General features: G+C 39.3%; 18 protein-coding genes. 11 read left to right on the top strand and 7 right to left on the bottom strand.

Annotation, left to right across the window (positions count from 1 at the left end; genetic code table 11):
- The first annotated feature begins 100 nt into the window (after window positions 1-100).
- From miaB to lnt, 5 genes are read left to right on the top strand one after another with little or no spacing between them, the layout of a single operon-like run.
- The gene (gene miaB, locus Q0A08_RS23455) at window positions 101-1456 is read left to right on the top strand and encodes a tRNA (N6-isopentenyl adenosine(37)-C2)-methylthiotransferase MiaB (RefSeq protein WP_438463947.1); all 1356 of its coding nucleotides are present in this window, start codon (window positions 101-103) and stop codon (window positions 1454-1456) included.
- 33 nt (window positions 1457-1489) lie between these two features.
- Window positions 1490-2542, top strand: a complete 1053-nt coding sequence (locus Q0A08_RS23450; RefSeq protein ID WP_438463945.1) for a PhoH family protein — start codon at window positions 1490-1492, stop codon at window positions 2540-2542.
- A gap of 1 nt (window position 2543) precedes the next feature.
- Window positions 2544-3008, top strand: a complete 465-nt coding sequence (gene ybeY / locus Q0A08_RS23445) for an rRNA maturation RNase YbeY (protein WP_438463944.1) — start codon at window positions 2544-2546, stop codon at window positions 3006-3008.
- A 12-nt stretch (window positions 3009-3020) separates the two neighbouring features.
- Window positions 3021-3890, top strand: a complete 870-nt coding sequence (locus Q0A08_RS23440; RefSeq protein ID WP_438463943.1) for an HlyC/CorC family transporter — start codon at window positions 3021-3023, stop codon at window positions 3888-3890.
- Between the two features lie 6 nt (window positions 3891-3896).
- Window positions 3897-5495, top strand: a complete 1599-nt coding sequence (lnt, locus tag Q0A08_RS23435) for an apolipoprotein N-acyltransferase (protein WP_438463942.1) — start codon at window positions 3897-3899, stop codon at window positions 5493-5495.
- Window positions 5496-5592: 97 nt separating this feature from the next.
- Here lnt and Q0A08_RS23430 read toward each other — a convergent pair whose 3' ends face one another.
- Both Q0A08_RS23430 and Q0A08_RS23425 read right to left on the bottom strand, forming a co-directional pair.
- Window positions 5593-7149: a BCCT family transporter gene (locus Q0A08_RS23430; RefSeq protein ID WP_438463940.1), complete on the bottom strand. Its 1557-nt coding sequence runs from the start codon at window positions 7147-7149 to the stop codon at window positions 5593-5595.
- 316 nt (window positions 7150-7465) lie between these two features.
- Window positions 7466-7897 carry a zinc ribbon-containing protein gene (locus Q0A08_RS23425; protein WP_438463938.1) on the bottom strand — a complete coding sequence of 144 codons (432 nt, stop codon included), beginning with the start codon at window positions 7895-7897 and terminating at the stop codon, window positions 7466-7468.
- Window positions 7898-8034: 137 nt separating this feature from the next.
- On the opposite strand from Q0A08_RS23425, the gene leuS reads away from it, so the two are divergent.
- Genes leuS through holA form a run of 3 tightly spaced genes read left to right on the top strand, consistent with a single transcriptional unit; the run spans window position 8035 to window position 12152 of the window.
- On the top strand, window positions 8035-10491 hold the full coding sequence (gene leuS, locus Q0A08_RS23420; protein WP_438463937.1) for a leucine--tRNA ligase: 2457 nt from the start codon (window positions 8035-8037) through the stop codon (window positions 10489-10491).
- 60 nt (window positions 10492-10551) lie between these two features.
- On the top strand, window positions 10552-11088 hold the full coding sequence (locus tag Q0A08_RS23415; RefSeq protein ID WP_438463936.1) for an LPS-assembly lipoprotein LptE: 537 nt from the start codon (window positions 10552-10554) through the stop codon (window positions 11086-11088).
- 32 nt (window positions 11089-11120) lie between these two features.
- Window positions 11121-12152, top strand: a complete 1032-nt coding sequence (gene holA, locus Q0A08_RS23410) for a DNA polymerase III subunit delta (RefSeq protein ID WP_438463935.1) — start codon at window positions 11121-11123, stop codon at window positions 12150-12152.
- 68 nt (window positions 12153-12220) lie between these two features.
- Here the strand turns inward: holA and yegD are convergent, their stop codons facing one another.
- The 5 genes from yegD to Q0A08_RS23385 form a co-directional block, all read right to left on the bottom strand.
- Window positions 12221-13591, bottom strand: a complete 1371-nt coding sequence (gene yegD / locus Q0A08_RS23405) for a molecular chaperone (protein WP_438463934.1) — start codon at window positions 13589-13591, stop codon at window positions 12221-12223.
- Window positions 13592-13701: 110 nt separating this feature from the next.
- Window positions 13702-14184, bottom strand: a complete 483-nt coding sequence (locus Q0A08_RS23400; protein ID WP_438463933.1) for a transcription elongation factor GreAB — start codon at window positions 14182-14184, stop codon at window positions 13702-13704.
- A gap of 104 nt (window positions 14185-14288) precedes the next feature.
- On the bottom strand, window positions 14289-15806 hold the full coding sequence (locus Q0A08_RS23395; RefSeq protein WP_438463931.1) for a SpoVR family protein: 1518 nt from the start codon (window positions 15804-15806) through the stop codon (window positions 14289-14291).
- Complete coding sequence (locus Q0A08_RS23390) at window positions 15787-17079, bottom strand: YeaH/YhbH family protein (RefSeq protein WP_438463929.1); 1293 nt, start codon at window positions 17077-17079, stop codon at window positions 15787-15789. Before Q0A08_RS23390 ends, Q0A08_RS23395 begins: the two co-directional genes overlap by 20 nt.
- A 104-nt stretch (window positions 17080-17183) precedes the next feature.
- Window positions 17184-19106, bottom strand: coding sequence for a PrkA family serine protein kinase (locus tag Q0A08_RS23385; protein ID WP_438463928.1), 1923 nt, complete (start codon window positions 19104-19106; stop codon window positions 17184-17186).
- Between the two features lie 164 nt (window positions 19107-19270).
- Here Q0A08_RS23385 and Q0A08_RS23380 point away from each other — a divergent pair, with 164 nt between their 5' ends.
- From Q0A08_RS23380 to Q0A08_RS23370, 3 genes are all read left to right on the top strand, one after another.
- Window positions 19271-19876 (top strand): flavin reductase family protein, encoded by a 606-nt coding sequence (locus Q0A08_RS23380; protein ID WP_438463927.1) that lies wholly within the window; start codon window positions 19271-19273, stop codon window positions 19874-19876.
- Window positions 19877-19902: 26 nt separating this feature from the next.
- On the top strand, window positions 19903-22521 hold the full coding sequence (locus Q0A08_RS23375; protein WP_438463926.1) for a cyclic nucleotide-binding domain-containing protein: 2619 nt from the start codon (window positions 19903-19905) through the stop codon (window positions 22519-22521).
- 159 nt (window positions 22522-22680) lie between these two features.
- Window positions 22681-23613: an exopolyphosphatase gene (locus Q0A08_RS23370; protein ID WP_438463925.1), complete on the top strand. Its 933-nt coding sequence runs from the start codon at window positions 22681-22683 to the stop codon at window positions 23611-23613.
- Window positions 23614-23648: the final 35 nt, after the last annotated feature.

Below are 23648 nucleotides of genomic sequence, written 5' to 3'. Positions count from 1 at the left end.
TATTCTAGTCTAGGTTTCTAATGCAAAGCTCCATATAATGTCGACCAAGTCTAACTGACACCTTTTTATCTAGATTAATTACGCGGTTCTTAACATCACAATGGCAAAAAAACTTTTCATCCAGACCCATGGATGCCAAATGAATGAATATGATTCATCTCGTATGGCAGATTTACTTGGCGATAGCCACGAAATGGAACTTACGGATAATGCTGAAGAAGCAGACGTGCTCCTTTTAAACACCTGCTCTATTCGAGAAAAAGCACAAGATAAGGTTTACCATCAGCTTGGTCGTTGGAAAAAGCTAAAAGATAAGAATCCAGATTTAAAAATTGGTGTAGGTGGTTGTGTTGCCAGTCAAGAAGGTGATTCCATCCGCAAAAGAGCCAAGCATGTTGATATGATTTTTGGCCCCCAGACCTTACACAAATTGCCTGAGATGGTTGATGCGGCGGCAAACTCCATTCCTATTACAGACATTACTTTCCCTGAAATTGAAAAGTTTGACCACCTTCCAGCACCAAAAGTAGAAGGTGCTGAAGCATTCGTTTCTATTATGGAAGGCTGTAGTAAATACTGCACTTTCTGTGTTGTACCTTATACCCGTGGTGAAGAAGTCAGCCGACCTTTCACTGATATTCTTGTAGAAGTGATGCAACTAGCAGAACAAGGTGTCCGTGAAATTCACCTACTTGGGCAGAATGTTAATGCTTATCGAGGGACAGATTCAGATGGCATAGAATCAGATCTTGCAGATGTTATCAGCGCTATTGCTCAAATTGATGGCGTTGAGAGAATTCGTTTTACGACCTCTCACCCTGTAGAGTTCACCGATAGCTTGATAGAAGCCTTTAGAAATATTCCAAAACTCGTCAGTCATTTACACTTACCTGTCCAAAGTGGTGCTGATAATATTCTTAAAGCAATGAAGCGTGGCCACGACAGACAATCTTATATCGATAAAATAAATCGTATTAAAGAAGCACGTCCAGGTATTAGCTTATCGTCTGACTTCATTATCGGCTTTCCAGGTGAAACCGATGACGACTTTATTGATACGATGAACCTGATTCAAGAGATAGGTTTTGACCACTCCTTTAGCTTTATTTATAGCCAAAGGCCTGGTACACCAGCATCTGATTTAGAAGATAACATTTCAGAAGACGTTAAAAAACAGCGACTTGCAATTTTACAACGCCGTATCAAACAGCACGCCTATGACTACAGTCAAGCGATGATAGGTACGACTCAGCGCATTTTAGTGAGTGGATATTCGCCCAGAGATCCAGGCCAAATGCAAGGTAGAACTGAAAACAACCGAATTGTTAACTTCTCGGCAGTAGAACCTCAGCTAGTTGGTAAATTTGCAGACGTTATTATCACGAACGCTTATCCTAATTCTTTATTAGGTGAGATGATCAGCTCTGAACTAGAATTAGAGTTTGAACTAGCTTAATTTTTAACACTCACTTTCGTTTTAAGGTAACTCTTGGACACACTAGCAACCCTACATACAAGACTGCAGCCGGCTCAGGCTGCAGCACTCGCCAACCTTTGTGGCCAACTTGATAGTAATTTAAAACTTATCGAGGAAAGGCTTGAAGTAGAGATAGGTTATCGTGGAGAGCTTTTTACCATAACTGGCTCTGACAAAAAGGCCCTATCAAACTGTAAAACATTACTTGAAAACTTGTACCGTGAGGCATTGGTTGAAGCCGACTTAAGCCCGCAAATGATTCATTTGTTTTTACAAGAGTCGGCGGTAGAAGCCTTAACCTCTCAAGATACTACGCCTGAGTTTCAGACGATTAAAACTCGTAAGCTGCATGTGAAGGCAAAAGGCCGTAATCAACAAGGTTACGTTAAGCAGATACGCCAAAATGATATCAACTTTGGTATTGGTCCTGCTGGTACAGGTAAAACTTATCTGGCCGTTGCTTGTGCAGTCGAAGCGCTTGAGAGTGATAGAGTTGAACGTATTATGCTAGTACGTCCTGCCGTTGAAGCAGGCGAGAAGCTGGGTTTCCTACCAGGTGACTTAACCCAGAAAATCGACCCATATTTACGCCCCCTTTATGACGCCTTGTATGAAATGCTTGGTTTTGAACTAGTTGACAAACTCATTGAAAAAAATGTTATCGAGATTGCACCTTTAGCCTTCATGCGTGGTCGTACTCTTAATAACGCCTTCATTATTCTTGATGAGTCCCAAAACACCACAAGAGAACAGATGAAAATGTTTCTAACCCGTATTGGCTTTGGTTCAACCGCTGTTATTACGGGTGATAGAACTCAAGTGGATCTACCAAGAGGCACCTCATCTGGTTTAGCTCATGCAATGCATGTATTGGATAATGTTAAAGGTATTAGCATGACTCAATTCAGCTCTATGGATGTAGTCAGACACCCTCTTGTGCAACGCATTGTTGAAGCTTATGATGCTTTTGATGAAGAGCAAGAAAAAGAACGTGAAGCAAAAAAAGCCGCTAATATCAAAGCTCAACAAGAAAAAGCAGAAATGCTAAATGCAGACAGTGAATAAGATGACAAACTTAGATCTCGATTTACAACTTGCAAGTGTAAATACTGACAACTTACCCAGTGAGCAAGATTTTGTTAGCTGGATTGCTCCAGCACTTCCTGATCATGGCACTGTTTTTGAGCTAACAGTGCGTATTGTCGATGAAGAAGAAAGCCAACAGCTTAATCACCAGTATCGTGGAAAAGACAAGACAACCAATGTGTTATCTTTTCCTTTCGATGTACCTGAAGGAATAGAAATACCTCTTCTAGGGGATCTCATTATTTGTAAGCAGGTTGTTGAGCTAGAAGCAAAAGATCAAAATAAAACCTTATTTCATCATTGGGCACATATGGTAATTCATGGTACCTTGCATTTACTTGGTTATGACCATATAAATGAAGATGATGCGCAAGAAATGGAAAGCTTAGAAATAAGCATACTTGCGCAATTAAAGATCCCAAATCCCTATCTGATAAATGAGTGAGATCAGACTACTATGAGCGAAGACCGATCGAGTCCCTCAAACGATCAACAGCCAAAATCTTGGTTTGAGCGCCTAAGTCAGGCTTTTAATGATGAACCAAAAAGTAGAGAAGATATTATCAATCTACTGGAGGCTTCTGTTCAATCAGAAGTTATCGACAAAGATGCATTTACGATTATCGAAGGTGCACTTGAGGTTTCCGAGGTTCAAGTTAGAGACATAATGATCCCTCCCTCTCAAATGGTGGTAGTAAAGTCAGACGATGACCCAAAAACAACCTTGAGAAAAATTATTGAATCATCACACTCACGCTTTCCTGTTGTGGGTGAAGATTCCGATGAAATATTGGGCGTATTACTTGCCAAAGACTTGCTTCCTCTTCTTTTTAACGAAGGAGATGTGACTAACGAGCATTTTTTAGAAAGGCTAAGAGAAGCTAATTTTATCCCTGAAAGTAAGCGTTTAAATGTTCTGTTAAATGAGTTTAGAACTAAACGCTACCATATGGCGATAGTATTAGATGAATATGGCAGTGTTTCTGGTTTAGTGACAATTGAAGATGTTCTAGAGCAGATTGTCGGTGAAATTGAAGATGAAACAGACAAACTAGAAAATGAAGATGTACAAAAACTAGAGTCACCTGGAACTTACCATGTGCCTGCGCTTTATGCGGTTGAAGACTTTAACCAGTACTTTAAAACGCAATTCAGCGAAGAAGAGTTTGATACTATTGGCGGTATCATTGTTCAGCGATTCGGACATGTTCCAAGCCGTGGAGAAGAAATAGCAATCGATGATATTAATTTCACTGTTGTGAAGTCGGATGGTCGTCGCGTTAAAACGTTACAGGTTACCTTTCCAGAAGCCGAAGACTTTGCCTAATTAATAATGAAACATGGACGTTTAACAGCTCACAAACTGCCTTTAAGTCTACTAACTAAGCTTAGTAACCTCATCGCCCAATCTAAGGCTAAATATGGCAATAAAGTAGATTACTTCTTTGCCTTAGTAAGCGGTATGCTGGGAGTTTTAGCTTTCGCACCTTTTAATATTTGGCCTGCATATGTTGTTACAATTTGCTCTAGCATTTGGTTTATAAAACAGGCGGATACATTAAAAACAGCATTTAAAAGTGGTTTAGCATTAGGGCTAGGCTTTTTTGGTGCGGGTATCTCATGGGTTTATGTCAGTATTGCCACCTATGGTCAAATTGGCTTACTACTTTCCATTTTAATCACCTTAGCCTTTGTTGCTTTATTAGCCAGTTTTTACGCATTCGCTTTTAGTATTACCTGGAAAGTCATAAACAAATTCAAACAATGGCCAATTAGTCTCATTTTTACCATTAGCCTACTTCTTAGTGAGTTTTTGCGTAGCACCCTATTTACGGGCTTTCCTTGGCTTTTGCCAGGATATAGTTTGCATTCGACTTGGGCGTTTGAATTATCGCCAATTGGTGGCATATGGCTATTAAGCAGTCTTTCTATTTTAACTTTTAGCCTGCCTACGGCTGTGTTTTTCGAAGGTTTTAAAAAACAATCATTACTCTGTTTTGCGCTGATCATTACATGGGGAGCAAGCCTTTACCTGCCTCATTCCGAAATTCAGTTCAGTGAAGAGATTGGCAAACTAAAGACAACATTGATTCAAGGAAATATAAAACAAGACGAGAAATGGTTACCAGAAAATGCTGGACCAACCCTCGACTATTATCAAGCTACTAGCCTAGAACACCTAGATAGTGACTTGATTATATGGCCAGAAACCGCCATTACTTACTTACATCATCAAGTTGAACCCTTTTTAGCGCCATTTGATAAAATCTTGAAAGAGTCCAATACCAGCTTAATTACAGGTGTGCCTGTATTTACACAATCTCCCGATAAAGCACTTGGTCAAGGTCGTTTTTACAATGGACTTTGGACTTTCGGGGATGGCTTTGGCTTATATCTTAAGCAAAAGCTGGTTCCTTTTGGCGAATATATCCCTTTTCAAGAATTACTTGGTCCTATTTTCGATATCTTTGGACAGCCAATGACCTCTTTCCAAAAAGGAGAGAGCAATCAACCTAGTTTACAAATTGGTGAATGGGCAATATCCAGTTTTATTTGTTATGAAATTGTTTACCCTGAGCTAGTACGTAGCATGGTTAGAGACAGTGACATTCTTCTAACCGTTAGTAATGATGGCTGGTTTGGTGAATCAATTGGCCCTTTACAACATTTACAAATAGCCCAGTTCAGAGCCAAAGAAAGCAGCCGCTACTTAATCAGAGCAACTAACACGGGTGTGACAGCAATTATGGATGCAGAAGGCAGCATCCAAAAGCAACTCCCCCAATTCACACGCGCAAGCCTGACTGCTGAAGTGAAACTGCTGAAGGGCATTACTCCTTATGTGCAATATGGCAATCTCGTTGTATTGAGCTTTCTTTTCTCGCTGATACTTCTTTATTCTCTCTATTTCACCATTAGAGCAAAAGACTAAAACCTAAAAAGCCAACTATTTACACGTTGGCTTTTTTTATATTTAGTGATACTACCCCTTACTTATACCCTAAGAAAAATCACTAAAGCGAAGAGCACTAGCCATTATCTTTCTTCAAATTATAAATCAGACACGCACTAGCCATTAGCAATAACACGCATAATAAAACACCGACAAGTAACGATGCTGACTGAGCTGATTCCAGTGCTTTTTTACCACCAAATATTAATAGACTCATCGCAACCCCTGCCTGCGCGAGCACCCAAAAATGGCTTAATCCCATGCTTCTTGTCGTTGCAGGTTTACGTGTCAGTAACTCAAGGACATAAATAGAGGCGTTCGATGTTGAAACAAAACAAAGAAGAACAAGAACAATGGCGACAAATGCTAGCATTTGGCTATAAGGTAAAAGCGTCAGCATCTTAAATAAAGCGGTTGTCGGAGACAATCTTGGCTCCATAATTTCGCCTATACCTTGGGAAATTTGCTCTAAACCAATGCCACCAAGAGAGCTAAACCAAAAGAGTGAAAACACGCTTGGAATAACAAGAGTAGCAAAAATGCATTCTCTAATACTTCGCCCTTTTGATATTTTTGCGATAAAAATACCGATGAAAGGCGCCCAAGAAAACCACCAAATCCAATAAAAAACAGTCCAGCCATGAAAGAATTTAAGGTCTGTACGCTCTGACCATTGGCTCAAAGCAACAAAATTGTTGGCGTACTCAAGTGCGGTCTTCCCAAAAACTGAGATAGCTGTATTTAAGTCAGTTAAAAGCACTAAGCTTATTGCAAAAACACAAGTTAAAAGCAAATTAACAAGGCTAAATTTTTTAACCCCTTTTACAAGGCCTAAATGCATCACAAAAAAAAGTAGTACACTGGCAATCAGTATTAAAGCACTTTGACTCATCAGAGTATTAGGAATCGCATATAAATATTCTAAGGATTTTGCTGCTTGCCTAGCACCTAATCCCATTGTCGTCGCAACACCAAATATGGTTGCAACGACAGCGAGCACATCTATTAAATTGCCACTGAGTTTATGTGTTTGCGATTTCAAAATTGGATATAAAACAGAACTCAGTTTAAGAGGTAAGCCTTTGTTATACGATGCATAAGCGACAGTTAGCCCCATAACAGAATAAATAGCCCAAGGATGTAGCCCCCAATGATAAACGCTAGCAGCTAAAGCAAGACTTTCTGCTTCCTTACTGTGAGCGGCATGATTAAAAGGCACCCCCCACCAATCAGTGTAAAATGAAGCAGGCTCGGTTACACCCCAAAATACCAAGGTGAGGCCTACACCCGTCGTAATAATCATTGAATACCAAGCAAAATTAGAAAACTGAACAGCTTCCTTACCTAGTTTTCTTTTACCTAACGGTGAAACTGCCAATACTAAACACAAACCTAAAAGCAAATTCGCACTTAACACAAAGAGCCAATCAAGATTAATAACAGACCAACGACGCCCACCAACAAAAACACTTTTAGCCAATTCAGGAGCAAGTAAGCAGGCAAGCAAGGTAACTAGGATTACCCCAACGGATAAGAGTAAAACAGGGTTAAAATTAGCAAGTTTTAGGGAGTTCTCACTCGTTTTTCCACCTTCCGATATAGCCGCAACATTTTGCGGTTGGCTCATTTTCATAATTAATATCCTTATTAACAAGCATAAAAAGCGCACTCTATTCAGCCATAGAAGAAATACTAGGATGATAGAAGGCTATAAATTCGACAAAATTAAGATGAAATGGCAGCAAGAAATAAATAGCAGGGAGGATGTGTCCTTCAGTTTATAGCGCAGTTTCTATCCTTGAAACCATTTTTCGAGGGCAAGAGTAATATAGCAAAGGTTATCAGTGCAAATCTTGAAGGGCGTTTTAGTGCTTTTAGCTTTCACCAATACAAGCTAGTCCACCAGATGAGTCTCATCCAGAAATAAGTGAGTCTAATTCTGATAAAGTTTATTCTTCAGCAGATTTAGAATGGTTAGAGAAAACCCCATATCCGCAGTTATCACAGACATCTAATTCCGTACTTTGCTTTAACACTTGGTTTTGACTGCAAGACATACACAAATACACACCCGCCTCACAATGGCTTCCCGCCGTGTGGCAGTGTGCTAAAGGAACTGGATTTTGATTGACATGATCAACAAGCCATAACAAGCCCAAGTCTTCAATTTCTTCAAGTTCTTCTAATGCATCATGCCCTTTTTCAAGTACCAAATGCCAATGAGCTGACACCCAAGCTTCCATATATCCCATCTTATGGTGCCAATACGCTGTGGCAAGATGTGCATCATCCACGACCCATGACTTTGCCGCCTCCAGTGTTTTTCGTGTCTCTTTTACGATTCCTTCATTGGTTTTGCTTTCTTTTTTATCTGATTTCATAACTAGACCCTCTTGTGCCTTCTAATTAGTGCCTCATCTATATAAAATAGCTCACAATTAACAATTCTATCGATAATTAACACTAGGCTTGAATCTAAAGCGCTTTTATCAGGCCAAAATGGGACAATTTTACCGTCATGCAAGAACAATATAATCCGCAAAACATAGAAAGTATCGCTCAGTCATTCTGGGACGAAAATAAAGTATTTAAAGCGGTTGCAGATAGCAACAAGGAAAAGTTCTATTGCCTTTCCATGTTCCCATACCCAAGTGGTCGTCTACACATGGGTCATGTGCGTAACTACACCATAGGTGACGTTATTTCTCGTTACCAGCGTATGCAAGGTAAAAATGTTCTTCAGCCTATGGGTTGGGATGCTTTTGGTCTTCCTGCTGAAAATGCGGCGATCAAACACCAAACAGCGCCAGCAAAATGGACTAAAGAAAACATTGCTTATATGAAAGATCAACTTAAGCAACTTGGTTTTGGTTATGACTGGGATAGAGAAATTGCGACTTGCACACCAGAGTATTACCGTTGGGAACAGTGGTTCTTCACTCAACTTGTTGAAAAAGGCATGGCGTACAAAAAAACCTCTGCGGTTAACTGGTGCCCTCATGATAAAACCGTTCTGGCTAATGAACAGGTTGAAGATGGTGGTTGTTGGCGTTGTGGCACGATGGTCGAAAGAAAAGAAATTCCACAATGGTTCATCCGTATTACCGATTACGCGCAAGAATTATTGGACGACCTAGACCAATTAGATGAATGGCCTGAAAAAGTTAAAGCCATGCAACGTAACTGGATTGGCCGTTCAGAAGGGCTAGAGTTCAGCTTTGCAATCAAAGGTAAAGGTGACAAACACGAAGATAGAATCAGTGTTTACACAACACGCCCAGATACTATTATGGGTGTGACTTACATGGCGGTAGCAACAGAACACCCTCTTACTTTAGAAGCGGCTCAAACAAACCCTGAACTTGCGACTTTCATTGCGGACTGTAAGAAAACCTCCACGACTGAAGCTGATATGGCAACAATGGAGAAAAAAGGGATGGATACTGGCTTTAAAGCCATTCATCCAATTACCGGCGACGAAATTGCAGTTTACGCTGCTAACTTTGTCTTGATGGATTATGGTTCAGGCGCAGTCATGTCTGTACCTGCTCACGATCAAAGAGATTTTGAATTCGCTAATGCCTATGGTCTGCCGATCAAACAAGTTATCACAGCCGTTGACGAAGAAATTGATCTAACCAAAGCCGCTTACACAGAAAAAGGCATTCTATGTAATTCTGGTGAATTTGATGGTTTAGATTTCAGTGCAGCATTTAAGGCTGTAAGTGAATGGATGAAAACCCAAGGTATAGGTGACATTAAAGTTAACTTCCGTCTACGTGACTGGGGCGTTAGCCGTCAGCGTTATTGGGGGACACCAATTCCAACGATCAATATGCCAAATGGCGAAGTTAAAACTGTTCCTGCAGATCAGCTCCCTGTTGAACTTCCAACAGACGTTGTGATGGATGGCGTTAACTCACCAATCAAAAACAACCCTGAGTTTTCAGCAATTGAATTTGAAGGCATGCAAGCAGAACGTGAAACAGATACCTTTGACACCTTTATGGAGTCCTCTTGGTACTATGCACGTTATTGCAGCCCTGAAAGTGATGAGATGATGCTAACAGAAGAAGCAAACTACTGGCTTCCTGTTGACCAATACGTTGGTGGTGTTGAACATGCTATTTTGCACTTACTTTACGCTCGCTTTTTCCACAAATTACTTCGTGATGCAGGCCTAGTAACATCTAACGAACCTTTTAAACGCCTACTTACCCAAGGTATGGTGAATAAAGATGGCACTAAGATGTCTAAATCTAAAGGCAACACAGTTGATCCTCAAGAAATGATTGAGAGATACGGTGCTGATACAGTACGTCTATTTATCATGTTCACGGCACCACCAGAGCAATCATTAGAGTGGAATGATGCGGGTGTTGATGGTTCTTCTCGTTTCCTACGCCGTTTATGGTCTCTGGCTTATCGTCATACTAATGCTGGTACAGTCGGTGTGCTTGATACAAGCAAACTAACCTCTGAGCAAAAAGCGCTACGTCGTAAAACACACGAAACTATTGCTAAAGTAACAGATGATATTGAACGTCGTCAGACCTTCAATACAGCTATTGCAGCACTAATGGAGCTGTGTAATGAAATCAGTAAGTATGAAGACAAATCAGAGCTTGGGTTAGCAGTAGAACAGGAAGCGCTTGAAGCCGCGACGTTATGTCTTTCGCCAATCGTGCCACATATCTCACACGAGTTATGGGGAGCACTAGGCCATAACACTAACGTCGTTGATGCGCCTTGGCCAAAAGTTGACGAAAGCGCTCTAATTAAAGATGAGCTTACAATCGTAGTTCAAGTATTGGGGAAAAAGCGCGCAGAAATGTCTGTCTCTGCTAGTGCAACCAATGATGAAATTGAAGCCTTAGCACTTGCTAACGAAAATGTTATCAAGTTTATTGAAGGTAAGACTGTTCGCAAAGTCATCGTTGTACCTGGTCGACTTGTCAATATCGTCGCAAACTAGTTCGGTTAGAAGGTGAGAACCTCTTTCTCACCTTCTCTCATTCTATATTTGGATAATTAAATGGCCTTTTCTCAGCTAAAAAAGCAATCCATATCATTTAGTGCAAAAGCATTCATCATTGGTTTTATTGCGCTATTTATCAGCGCATGTGGCTTTCATTTAAAAGGGCAAGTTCCCATTCCTCTTGCCCTTAAGAACCTAAAGCTCAATTCTCAAAGTGAAATGCCTAGTTTTGATCAATCTCTTAATAAGTCGCTTATACTTGCCGATGTATCTATCATTGATGAAGATGCTCAAGTAGACGAAACTGTTTTAGAACTAAAAGTGCTTAAAATCACATTTACGGATAGAACCTTATCAACTGCTAGCAATAATGACGTCACTGAAAGAGAAAGAACGTTAAAAGCCAGCTACTTTATTCGCAACAATACAGGTAAATCTCTGTATGGTCCTCGTATAGTAACGCTCTCAAGAACTCTATCTAATCAAGATGCTAGTGATGATACTGTACTTGCTTACAATAAAGAGCAAATGCAAGACATGGCGGATGATCTAGCCAAACAGTTAGTAAACGATCTAGCTTATTCACCTTTATAACAACAGCAGAATGAGCTTAAGATAAAAATCAGATGAAAATTAAAACCGAGCAAATTGAACAAACTATCAATAAGCAAATTCACCCGATTTATATTATTTCAGGTGATGAAACCTTATTAGTTCAAGAAGCCAGTGATACGATTCGTCGTTTACTTCCTAATAAAGGTATAGATGAGCGATTACGTTTTGTGGCTGATGCTCAATTTGATTGGCAAGAGGTAATACAAGAAAACCAAGCCCTGTCTTTATTCTCTTCTCAGCGTCTGTTTGATATTCAAATTGACAAGCTTTCAGAGAAACACACAAAAGCGTTAACTCAGCTAGGTAATGAACTGAGCACAGATAATATTATTCTGCTCACCTTACCTAAGTTAGATGGTCGTAGCCAAAAGACTAAATGGTTCACTAAACTTGAATCTCAAGGTGTTTTTGTTCAAATATGGCCAGTTGAAAACAACCGCCTAGGACAATGGTTACAAAAAAGAGCCACCAGCTTAGATCTAAGCCTTACCCGTGATGCTGCTGCACTAATTTGTGAACGTAATGAAGGTAACTTATTAGCCCTATCACAAGAGCTTGAAAAACTCGTATTAATCCACGGTCCTGGCAGCAAAATTGATGAGCAGATGATTGCTGAATCTGTATCTGATAGTAGCCGTTACTCTGTCTATGATTTAAGCGATCGAATCCTCATGGGTAAAGTCAAAGAGTCGTTACATTGCTTACAGCAACTCAGTGCTGAGGGTGTCGATAACAATATCATGCTATGGCTACTTAACCGTGAAATTCAGACTTTAGATAAGTTGGTTCAGGCCAGTGCAACTATGCCAGTTAGACAAGCTTGCCAAAAACAGCGGATTTGGGATAAACGCATTCCATTTTATGAAAGCGCCCTAAGCCGTCATAATGTTAATACCTTAAACTATATGCAGCGCTATATGGCATTAGTTGATCAAACCATTAAAGGCCTACATGCCCTAGACATTGATACTGGTTTGAGAAATCTTGTGATGATGTTCTGCGGTGTTAAAGCCGTTCAGACTGAACTCGATATAGAGGCATGATTTAATAATCTAAACTTAAGTCCCTTAACGTTCATTTGATGTTAAAGGACTTAAGCTAATCGCAACAATTAAGCGTAAATTTTGTTAGCCCAGACTCCAAGACCTGCAGCCACACTACCAAAGTGATCCCCATCAAGAATTTCAATTTGCCCTAACCTTTGAGCAATCGCTTCTCTAATCACTGGAGATTGAGCAGAACCACCGGTAACAAAAACAAGATCAGGTTGCACACCAGCTTGTTTTACGACCTCCTCCATTAGATTCAACATTTTTGTTAAAGGCGGTTGAATACGATCAGCATAACTATCACGAGAAACATCACAGGTTAAGCCAGACTCAACATAGCCAAGATCTAAGGTATGAATCAGGTTATCAGACAAAGCTATCTTACATTGCTCTGCATCCCTAACAAGATGGAAGTTTTGCTTTTCTTCACGCAAGTTTATAAAACGCTCTAACAAGTTTGGTTCTTTAGCATCTCGATACATTTGCTCAAGGTGAACTTGTGTCTGCAAACTGTTAAAGCTTGTTTGAGCACTAACATCATTGGTTGTAACTGCATCCCAAAATACTTGAGTGGGCATCGGCAGACCGTTTTTCAAACTAGACTCCATGCCAAACAAAGGCATAAGGTTTTTACCTGCTAACTGAATATCCAAATCATTACCACCAACTCGTTCCCCCGTATGGCCAAGAAAATCAGCAGAACGATCAAGCTTGTTACGATAGTTTGGCCCCATACGAACCATGGCACAGTCACTCGTACCGCCGCCAATATCTACCACCAATACCGTCTTATCATTTTCTAGACGATTTTCAAACGCTAACCCGGCTGCGATTGGTTCGTATAAAAACTCAACCGATTTAAAGCCTGCACGCTTAGCTGACGTAGTTAAGATATCTAACGCTTGTCGGTTAGCATTATCCGCATTAATACCTTGAAAATTGACTGGGCGGCCAACAACCGTATGAAGCAATTCATGACCTAAATTCTGCTCAGCTTGATGCTTGATGTTTTGCATCATAGCGGTAACAACGTCTTCAAAAAAATGAATAAACTCTGCTCTAAAACCACTCCCACCTAAGAAAGATTTAGGCGACTTTACAAAATAACCTTCATCAGGTTGTGCTAAGTATTGAGCAAAAGCATCACGTCCAAAAAATAAGCTTTGCTCATCTTGATGGATATCGGCTTCACGTCTTACTCTTTGTGCCATAGTTAACTGATTCTTACGACTCTGTAGAAATTCAGTCTTATGCACATTGTCTTTGATATTTAGCGCAACTGATTCAACGATAAGTTCACGCTCTAATGCATAAAGCGTTGAAGGAACAAAGCATTTACCTTGCTCTAACTCAACAAGAGCAACTTGTTGAGTTCCGTCAGATATAGCTGATATCGCGCAATTAGAAGTACCATAGTCAAATCCAGCTATCATTTATTTATCAGCCTATACAGTTCGTTTTAAAAAATGGGCGGGCAAAATAACATAGCTAAAAAAATGATTCGAGTGTTTATCTATGAGAGGTTGAAAAATATTAAATAGAATTAGGAAAGATGGGTAATTTCGTAATATTTAGCCTCATGACCAATTACGACTTTAATTTCATCTTCAAGGTAAGAACCCATTAATGATTTCCCCATTGGAGAACTTGGAGTAATCAAAATACCACTGGTTTCTTCACATTCGAAAGCCTGGCCACCAGCACAAGGTGAAATAAAGCAGTTCATCTCTTTACCAGAGTCATGGGTTAGGCGAATTAAAGCACCCATGGCAATTTCATCACCTTCTATAAATACTTTAAAGTCAGCAGCTAAAAAGTGCTTTAAGTCATTCTCACACTCTATCACCCTCTGAGATTGTCCATGGGCTAAATAAGATGCTTCTAAACCAAATGTATCATATTTATTCTCTGCTACAGTTTCTTTATCTGTGGCAGCTTCATATGCTTGTCGTGCCGCAGCCGCAGCCGTTTCAAATCGCTGTTCTAGCATAGTGACAATGGCAGTAATTATTCGGGATTTGTTCATAAAGCGGATGTTGCTCAAGATGTTAAACAACAAATGTAATCACATTCTAATAACGATAATCAAGAGGAAAGCACTGGTCAATTAATGCTTTCCTCCACTAACTTCTACTCAGCATCGTCAGTACATGTATAGCTTTTCACTAAGCCATCTTTACCCCAAGACTCCAACCGGACATCAAAGCCCCACAGACGTCTAAAGTGCTTTAACACTTCAACCGTGTCTTCATTAAGTGGTCGATCACCATTCATCGTGTGTTTTAACACTAGGCTCCTATCTCCTAAAATATTGACTTTTTGCACCTGAATATTAGGTTCTCGATAACTTAAATTATATTGCTGAGCTAATCTATCTCTTAGCAAACGATAACCTTCGTCATTATGAATTTCTTTTACTTCGACAAAAGGATCTAACACATCATTTTCTAAACCGAAGAAGCGGAAATCGCGCATTAACTTGGGAGATAAAAACTGCAAAATAAAGCTCTCATCTTTAAAGTTACGCATAGCAAAATCTAAAATCTCTAACCAAGGTTTATCAACATAATCAGGAAACCACTCTCTATCTTCTTGAGTTGGGTTTTCACAAATCCTCTTAATATCTGTATACATAGCAAACCCAAGAGCATAAGGATTAATACCAGAGTAATACTGAGAGTCAAAAGAGGGTTGGTAGACCACGTTAGTGTGAGACTGTAAGAACTCTAAAATAAAGCCATCTTCAACCAAGCCCTTGTCATACAAACTATTCATAAGTGTGTAATGCCAGAATGAGGCCCAGCCTTCATTCATAACCTGAGTTTGTCGTTGAGGGTAAAAATATTGCGCCATTTTTCGCACAATTCTGACCAGTTCACGTTGCCAAGGCTTTAAGAGAGGCGCATGCTTTTCTAAAAAATAAAGTAGATTTTCTTGCGGCTCACTAGGAAAGGACTCTCTCATATCCTCCCCATCGCCCGCCTTATCTGATTTTGGAATAGTACGCCAAAGGTCATTAACTTGCTGCTGCAGTTGATGCTCTCTTTCTGTCACTCGTGCTTTCTCTTCTTCTGCTGATAAAGGTACAGGTCGTTTGTACCTATCTACGCCAAAGTTCATCAAGGCATGACAAGAATCCAAGGTTAACTCGACATCTTCAATACCGTACTTCTCTTCACACTCTTGAACATACTTTTTAGCAAATACAAGATAGTCAATGATTGCCGTCGCATCAGTCCAAGTTTTAAAAAGGTAATTCCCTTTAAAAAAGGAGTTATGACCATAACAGGCATGGGAGATTACCAAGGCCTGCATCATCATATTGTTTTCTTCCATAAGATAAGCAATACAAGGAGAAGAATTAATCACTATCTCATAAGCTAGCCCCATACGGCCGCGCTTATAATTCTGTTCAACATCTAAAAATTGTTTACCATAAGACCAATGATGGTAGCCCAAAGGCATACCGACAGATGCATAAGCATCCATCATTTGTTCTGAACTAATGACTTCGATTTGATTTGGATAAGTATCCAAACCAAACTCCGCTGCTATTTTGCCGATTTCTTTGTCGTAGGTTTCTATTAAATCAAATGTCCAATCAGATCCTGTTGACAAGAAATTCCGCTTACTTTTGGCTTGACTCATGCAACCTCCTTTGGAACAAATCTCTAAATACCGGATAAATATCGGTCAGGTCTGTAATGTGGCGCATGGAAAAATAGCTTGGGTGTGTATTTTGAACCTGCTCATAAGCATACCAAAGGCTCTGGTGGTTTCTTGGTGTGATTTCGATATAGGTAAAATATTGCACCTGATCAATGATGGATTCTTCCAAAATTTTACGACAAGTATCAGAGTCATCATCCCAGTTATCACCATCAGAAGCCTGTGCTGCGTATATGTTCCAAGCATTGGACGGATACCTATCTTGAATAATTTTATCCATCAACTTAAGCGCACTTGACACTATGGTGCCACCTGTTTCGCGTGAATAAAAAAACTCTTCTTCAGTAACTTCTTTTGCACTTGTATGATGTCGGATAAACACCACTTCAATTTTTTCATAATTACGACGAAGGAATAGATATAAAAGAATATAAAAACGCTTGGCAATATTCTTAGTTTCCTGTGTCATTGAACCCGACACATCCATAATGCAAAACATAACAGCCTGACTGCTAGGTTTCGGTTCTTTTACATGGTGATTATATCTAAGGTCATAACTATCTAAAAAAGGTGTCTTATCAATTTTTTGACGTAACTGCTCAGCTTGAAGTAATAGCTCTTTTAAGAATTTTTCATCTTTAAGAGCGGTATCTTCTTTTTCGATTTCTTCTATTTGTGCTTCGATCTCAAGTAAAAGCTTTTTAGAACTTCGGCTCATAGCAATACGGCGCGCCTGCGCATTTCGCATAGAGCGAACTATGTTTAATTTAGACGGTGTACCATCAGAAACAATACCCGCATGCTTTAAACTAAACTCTTTAATTTCTTTTAATTCTTTTTGCAAAAGATTAGGGAGTTCAAGATCCTCAAAAACATAATCGAGAAACTCTTCTTGAGAGATTTGAAAAACAAAATCGTCCTCTCCTTCCCCTTGATCACTTGCATCTCCAGAGCCACTCCCTTGTCCACCACCACCTGGAGGCTTTGGAATGCGGTCCCCAGTATTAAACTCTTTATTACCTGGGTGAACGATTGATCCAGTTCCTCCTTGGCCATGACCAAAAGAAGGTTCATGTATATCTTGCTGTGGTATGGTAATTTTCTCACCACGGTTTAAGTCTTTAATGCTTCTTTCGTTAACAGCTTCTTCTACCGCTTTTTTAATATGCTTTTGGTAACGGCGTAAAAATCGCTGTCGGTTGACACTACTCTTGTGCTTTCCATTCAGGCGGCGGTCAATTATATAAGACATGGGCTCACCTCCTATGCAGCTTAAAGAAGAGACACTGGCCTCTTACCAATGCCTATAAATAGGCTAACAACATCTCCTATAAAGGAGATGCTGCTAGGTTTTCTTTACTGTGATTTACGCACTCTTAAGTACCACTCAGAAAGTAGTCTTACTTGTTTCTCTGTATAACCTCGTTTCACCATACGTTTCACAAACTCATTATGTTTGGTCTTATCTTCGGTAGAAGATTTAGCACTAAACGAAATAACAGGTAACAAGTCTTCCGTATTAGAGAACATTTTGCGTTCAATCACTATCCTGAGTTTTTCGTAGCTTAACCATGAAGGGTTTTTACCGTTGTAATTGGCTCTAGCTCTTAATACAAAGTTAACCACTTCATTCCTAAAGTCTTTAGGGTTGCTAATGCCGGCCGGTTTTTCAATTTTTTCCAGCTCATCATTAATTGATGCTCTATCTAAAATATCCCCTGTTTCTGGATCTCGGTACTCTTGGTCTTGAATCCAAAAGTCAGCGTAGGTCACATATCTATCAAAGATGTTCTGACCGTATTCAGAGTAAGACTCTAAGTAAGCCGTTTGAATTTCTTTACCAATAAACTCAACGTATCGTGGCGCAAGGTACTCTTTCAAGCTTCTTAAATATCTATCATGTCGCTCTTGATCAAACTGCTCTTGATCGATTTGTTGCTCAAGGACATACATAAGATGAACTGGGTTAGCAGCAACTTCAATTGGATCAAAGTTAAAGACTTTAGATAAGATTTTGAACGCGAATCGAGTCGATAGTCCATCCATGCCTTCATCAACACCTGCGGCATCTTTATACTCTTGCAAGGATTTAGCTTTTGGATCCACATCTTTCAACGTTTCACCATCATAGATTCTCATTTTTGAATAAACAGATGAGTTCTCAGGTTCTTTTACTCTCGATAAGACAGTAAATTGAGCAAGCATTTTTAAGGTATCTGGTGCACATGGAGCCGATTTCAGAGAGCTATGTTCGAGTAGTTTTTGATAAATACTCATCTCTTCAGATACACGAGTACAATAAGGCACCTTAACGGTATACACCCTATCGATAAAGGCTTCGTTGGTTTTGTTATTTTTAAACGACTGCCACTCAGATTCATTCGAGTGAGCCAAGATAATGCCATCGAATGGAATACCACCTAGCCCTTCAGTGCCGTTGTAATTCCCTTCTTGGGTGGCAGTTAATAGTGGATGCAGCACTTTAATTGGCGCTTTAAACATTTCCACGAATTCCATGATACCTCGGTTACCTCGGCATAATCCGCCAGAGAAACTATAGGCATCAGCATCATTTTGCTCGAAAAACTCCAACTTACGAATATCAACCTTACCGACTAGTGCGGATATATCTTGGTTGTTTTCATCACCTGGCTCTGTTTTCGAGATAGCAACTTGTTGCAGAATTGAAGGGTAAACTTTAATCACTTTAAACTGGCTGATATCACCATTAAATTCGGTTAGACGTTTTGTTGCCCAAGGAGACATTGAACCTTTAAGGTAACGTCTTGGGATTCCATAAACTTCATTAAGAATATCGCCGTCTTCTCTGACATCAAACACAGACAAAGGAGACTCAAAAACCGGCGACCCTTTAATGGCGTAAAAAGGAACGCTTTGCATTAATTCTTTTAACTTTTCTGCAAGAGAGGATTTCCCCCCCCCAACAGGTCCAAGCAGATATAAAACCTGTTTAGATTCTTCCAAACCTTGAGACGCATGTGTTAAAAAAGCAACGATCCTTTCTATTGCTTCTTCCATACCGTAAAAAGCTTCAAAGCTTGGGTATTGTTTGATTAATTTGTTCGAGAAAATTCGGCTTAACCTAGGTTCTTTTGATGTATCTATGATCTTAGGTTCACCGATGGCTTTAAGCAGGCGCTCAGCAGGTGTTGCATACGCACCGACATCCGTTTTACATAGGTTCAAGTATTCGTCTAATGACATCTCTTCGTCTTGCTGAGAATCATAACGAGATTGAACATGGTCAAATATACTCATGTTATTGTCCCCTATAATCAAGATTACTCTTTGCCTATTATTGGCAAAGTTTTTGTTGATTCCATAACTAAGGTTTAGCACAGTCCGAAACTTCGGCAAGTCTATTAACAAATTGATGCAAAAAGAATAATGTTAGATATCGGGATTCAATTGAGAAACTAAGTATGATTTTTGAACTAGAGAAAATGTCAGCAAATCAGAGGTATCATTTAATCACTCAAACAGTGCTACCTAGGCCCATAGCATGGATACTGACAGCAAACGAAGAAGACAGCTTCAACCTAGCGCCTTTTTCTTATTTTGCAGCATTAAGCTCAGAGCCCGCGTTACTAGTAGTTTCTATAGGTAATAAAGAAAAAAACCTGAACAAAGATACAAAAACAAACTTATTAAGAGACAAAGAATGCGTTTTACATATCCCAAGTGAGCAAAATGCCCAAGATGTTAATACAAGTGCAGCAACCTTAAGGTACGGTCACTCAGAAATTGAAGAACAAGGGTTAACACTCACCCCTTTTTGCAAGAATTTACCTAGATTATCAGATGCAAAAGTTGCCATGCACTGTCGCTTATACGATGTACACCAATTGAGTGACAGTCAAAGTGCCTGCTACTTAGAAGTTCTCAGCATTCATGTTGAAGATACTATTGTAAGCGAAGCTGAAGGAAGGTACTTCATAGATAGTTTAGGCCTTTCACCACTGAGTCGCCTCGGTGGCAGTGATTATGGTGTGCTAAACGAAAAATTAACCCTTAAAAGACCCAGCTAAATATAGTCATAAGAAGAGGACGTTCTGTGAATTTAACAAGGCAAATTAAACAACTACCCTTTATCGAAAAAGCGGCACCAGAAGTGATTAGCAGTTTAATTCAAATTGCCGACATTATAGAGCTGGAAAAAGATGATTACTTAGTAAAACAGTTTGATATTGGTCAGCATCTATATTTTCTTCTTTCAGGGGAGCTCGCCACGCTTATCCCACTAAAAGAAAACAATGTTGAACACAATATTGGAACGGTCAAAATAAAAAACACACCTATTGGTTGGTCTGCTTTTCGGTCACCTGCACGTTATACAACCACTTACATAGCCCAGAAAAAAACACAGCTACTTAGACTCCCAATACAAGCACTCACCACCCTTATTAATCAAAACCCAGAGTTTGGCAATGAGATCTTATCTTTTATCTATACCTCTTGCTTACCTGTATTAGAAGAAGTTCAAAACCAAACACGCCCATTTTTCTCCAACGAGAGCTTAGCCTTTGATGAAACTAGACCTTTAGAGCCAACAAGCCATCATAAGTTTTCCGCTCAAGAAGCGTTTGATTTAATCAAATCAAGTGCATTCTTCGAAGGCTTTAACCAGCAGGAAAAACGTATATTCAGTAAATCAGGTAGTTTTTTCTTGGTTAATCAAGGCGATATTATTAGCCAACAAGAAAAAGTATCAGATGGCTTATATCTTCTCATCAAGGGTAAAGTCATTGTCAGTTATCAAACTAACAAAGGCAGAACCTTAACAACTCGAACCATCTCAAGAAGAGGAACAGTACTTAGTTGGACTGCGCCTAATCAAAATATTAATAATCGAACGTCTATCATAGCGTCACGTGATAGCAGTATTTTATATATATCCCAAGAAAAGTTAGATAACCTGCTAGAGATGTCACCGAAAATTAAGCATAAATATTGGTATCGCTTAATTTGGTTGGTAGGCACACATTTGCTTGCAGCTAGAATGAGACTTTTATCCCAAACCCTTAATAACGAAGTCACGGCAGTAAGTAATGTCATTGCACAAAATGCAGCACTATTATCGGTAAGCTCACCTTTATATAAAATCAGTGAATTACTTAAAAGCCAAATTACAACAAATGAAGCTTTTGGACTTTTATATAAGAGCCTTCACTTTGGCACTGCGTTAGAAAAAACCATTGCCGGCATGTGTCTTGATATTTTAAAGGATGTGCAAAGGGAGAATGGATTTTATCTACAATTACAAAAGGCCTACGATAGAGTCAAAGAACTGGACTCAGATACCCCTAAAATGGATATCAGACGTGAAAATGCTCAGCTCTTTAAGCAGGCCTTTGAGAAAGTCCCTTATGTCATCAAGGGGCTAGAGAACCTACCTAAAAAAGCGGGCAGCCTATTTATATATAATCACTTAGCCAATGCCGAAAGCACGACCCTCCCTAATGGCTTTAACTTTCCCCTTGATGCTCAATTCATTAGCTCATTAATCATTGATAATCAGTATGGGGTAACAGGTTTAAGAATAGTTGGACGAAGTCAGAAGAATGAATATTGGAGAGATGATTATTACCATAAGTTTGGACATATTTTTGTCGATAGCTGGCAGTCATTAAGCCAAGATGACACGGCTAATAACGCTTTTCTACAAGATGCTAGCAATGTCATCAATGATGATATCCCTTTGCTTATTTCACCTGAAGGGGCACGCTTTTCGACAGAAGATTCGCCTTCCATTTTTGGAGAGTCAGCTTTCTCCTTAACTCAATCAAACCTGTTAAATGAAGAACCTTGGATCGTACCTATTGCCGTTGCAAACTTTGATAAACGTGTCGATCACACCATATATTCTGTAGTGATTAAGCCCGCATTCAAACTTTCGGATAGAGTAAACTTTAACCGCAAGGATAGCCTGACTAAATTTTTGAAAAAGTATCAAAGTGAGTTTAAGGGCTATGTTAACGAAGCAAGGCAGCTTGCTAGAGAGATAGCGATTACCCCCTCACTAAGTCACCAGCCAGGTTATCGTTCTAATATGCTTAAACTCAATCAGGTTGAAGCAGAATTTGAGTCAGATGTCAGAGCATTAGAAAGTCAGCTCGCTCAAATATCCAATCAAAATCAAGCCGCCGCTTTTTATGGTTCATCCACCTTTAAACTTTGGGGGGACATGCGCCAGTCTTTAAGCCATATCAATACCGTCAATCTTGGTTTTGGTGGAGCCACTCTTGAAGCCTGCGTTTATTATTTTGAGCGACTCGTTCTTGCTCAGCAGCCTAAGTCACTGGTTTTATATTTGGGTGATAACGATATAGGAAACCGTCAGAGTTATAATCAAATCACTGAGCACTATATTCAGTTACTTGAAAAAGTAGACCAACACTTCACAGATCTTCCTGTTGCAATAGTCAGTGTCAAGCCAAGTCCGGCTAGGATGAAACATCATCAAGAGATCATTGAAGTAAACAAATTATTAGAAAGATTAGCCTTCACAAGACCCAATACAGTTTACATTGATATCTATTCAGCTTTTATAAAGCAGGATAACAGCCTAAAAACTGAACTTTTTTGCGATGATGAATTACACTTAAACAAAAAAGGATATGAAGTGTTGAGTCAACATATATTAGCATTTGAAAACTTTATTTTTCATAAATAAACATGACTTTTATTGATATTCTCTTTATAAAAATCAATACCTTATATAAATGAATGAAATTTGAATTTAACTATAATTATATTGTTTGTATGCTGAACTCTCTATATTCTTTAACCTATATGAAAGTAGCAATCTCTATACAACTATTTGGAAAACATCATGTCTGAAACAAAATTTCGCCTTGTTACCCGTAGTGATTTCGATGGTTTAGTCTGCGCCGTCCTCTTAAAAGACCTTGATATTATTGATGATATTTTATTCGTTCATCCTAAAGACATGCAGGATGGTAAAATAGAAATTACAGAAAATGACATCACCACCAACCTACCTTACGTAGCAGGATGTCATCTGGCCTTTGACCATCACTTAAGCGAAACAGTCAGAAATGATGCGGATATTAAAAACCATATTATTGATGCTAATGCCCCGTCAGCGGCTAGAGTTGTTTACGATTATTATGGCGGTTGGAAAAAGTTTCCTAGCATATCTATTGATATGATGGATGCGGTTGATAAAGGCGATTCGGCACAATTTTCCGAAGAAGAAATCATCAACCCTCAAGACTGGGTATTGCTAAACTTTATTATGGATGCAAGAACAGGTTTAGGCCGTTTCAGAGATTTCCGTATTTCCAACTACCAGCTTATGATGAAGCTTATTGATTACTGTAAAAATCATACCATTGAACAAATACTTGAATTGGAAGATGTGAAGGAAAGGGTTGAACTTTATCGTCACCATGACGAACAAGCTAAACTACAAATTCGTCGCTGTGCAACTCGTCATGACAACCTAGTCGTTCTTGATCTCTTAGATGAAGAAACTATATATGCGACTAACCGCTTTATCATTTACGCTCTATTCCCTAACTGTAATATCTCTATCCACAAGTTATGGGGACTTAAAAAGCAAAATACTGTTTTTGCTATTGGTAAATCCATTCTAGATAGAAGCTCAAACACTAATGTTGGTGAATTGTGTCTTGCATATAATGGCGGTGGTCATATGAATGCTGGTACTTGTCAGGTTGCTAACGAAGATGCCGATCAAGCATTGTCAGATATTATTAAAACAATTAATCAACAAGGTTAATTGCAGTTCTATTAATACAAATCTGATAGCCCTAT

This window comes from Marinomonas sp. PE14-40 (assembly GCF_051623805.1).
Lineage (GTDB): Bacteria > Pseudomonadota > Gammaproteobacteria > Pseudomonadales > Marinomonadaceae > Marinomonas.
This window is presented reverse-complemented; position numbering and strand designations above follow the sequence as displayed.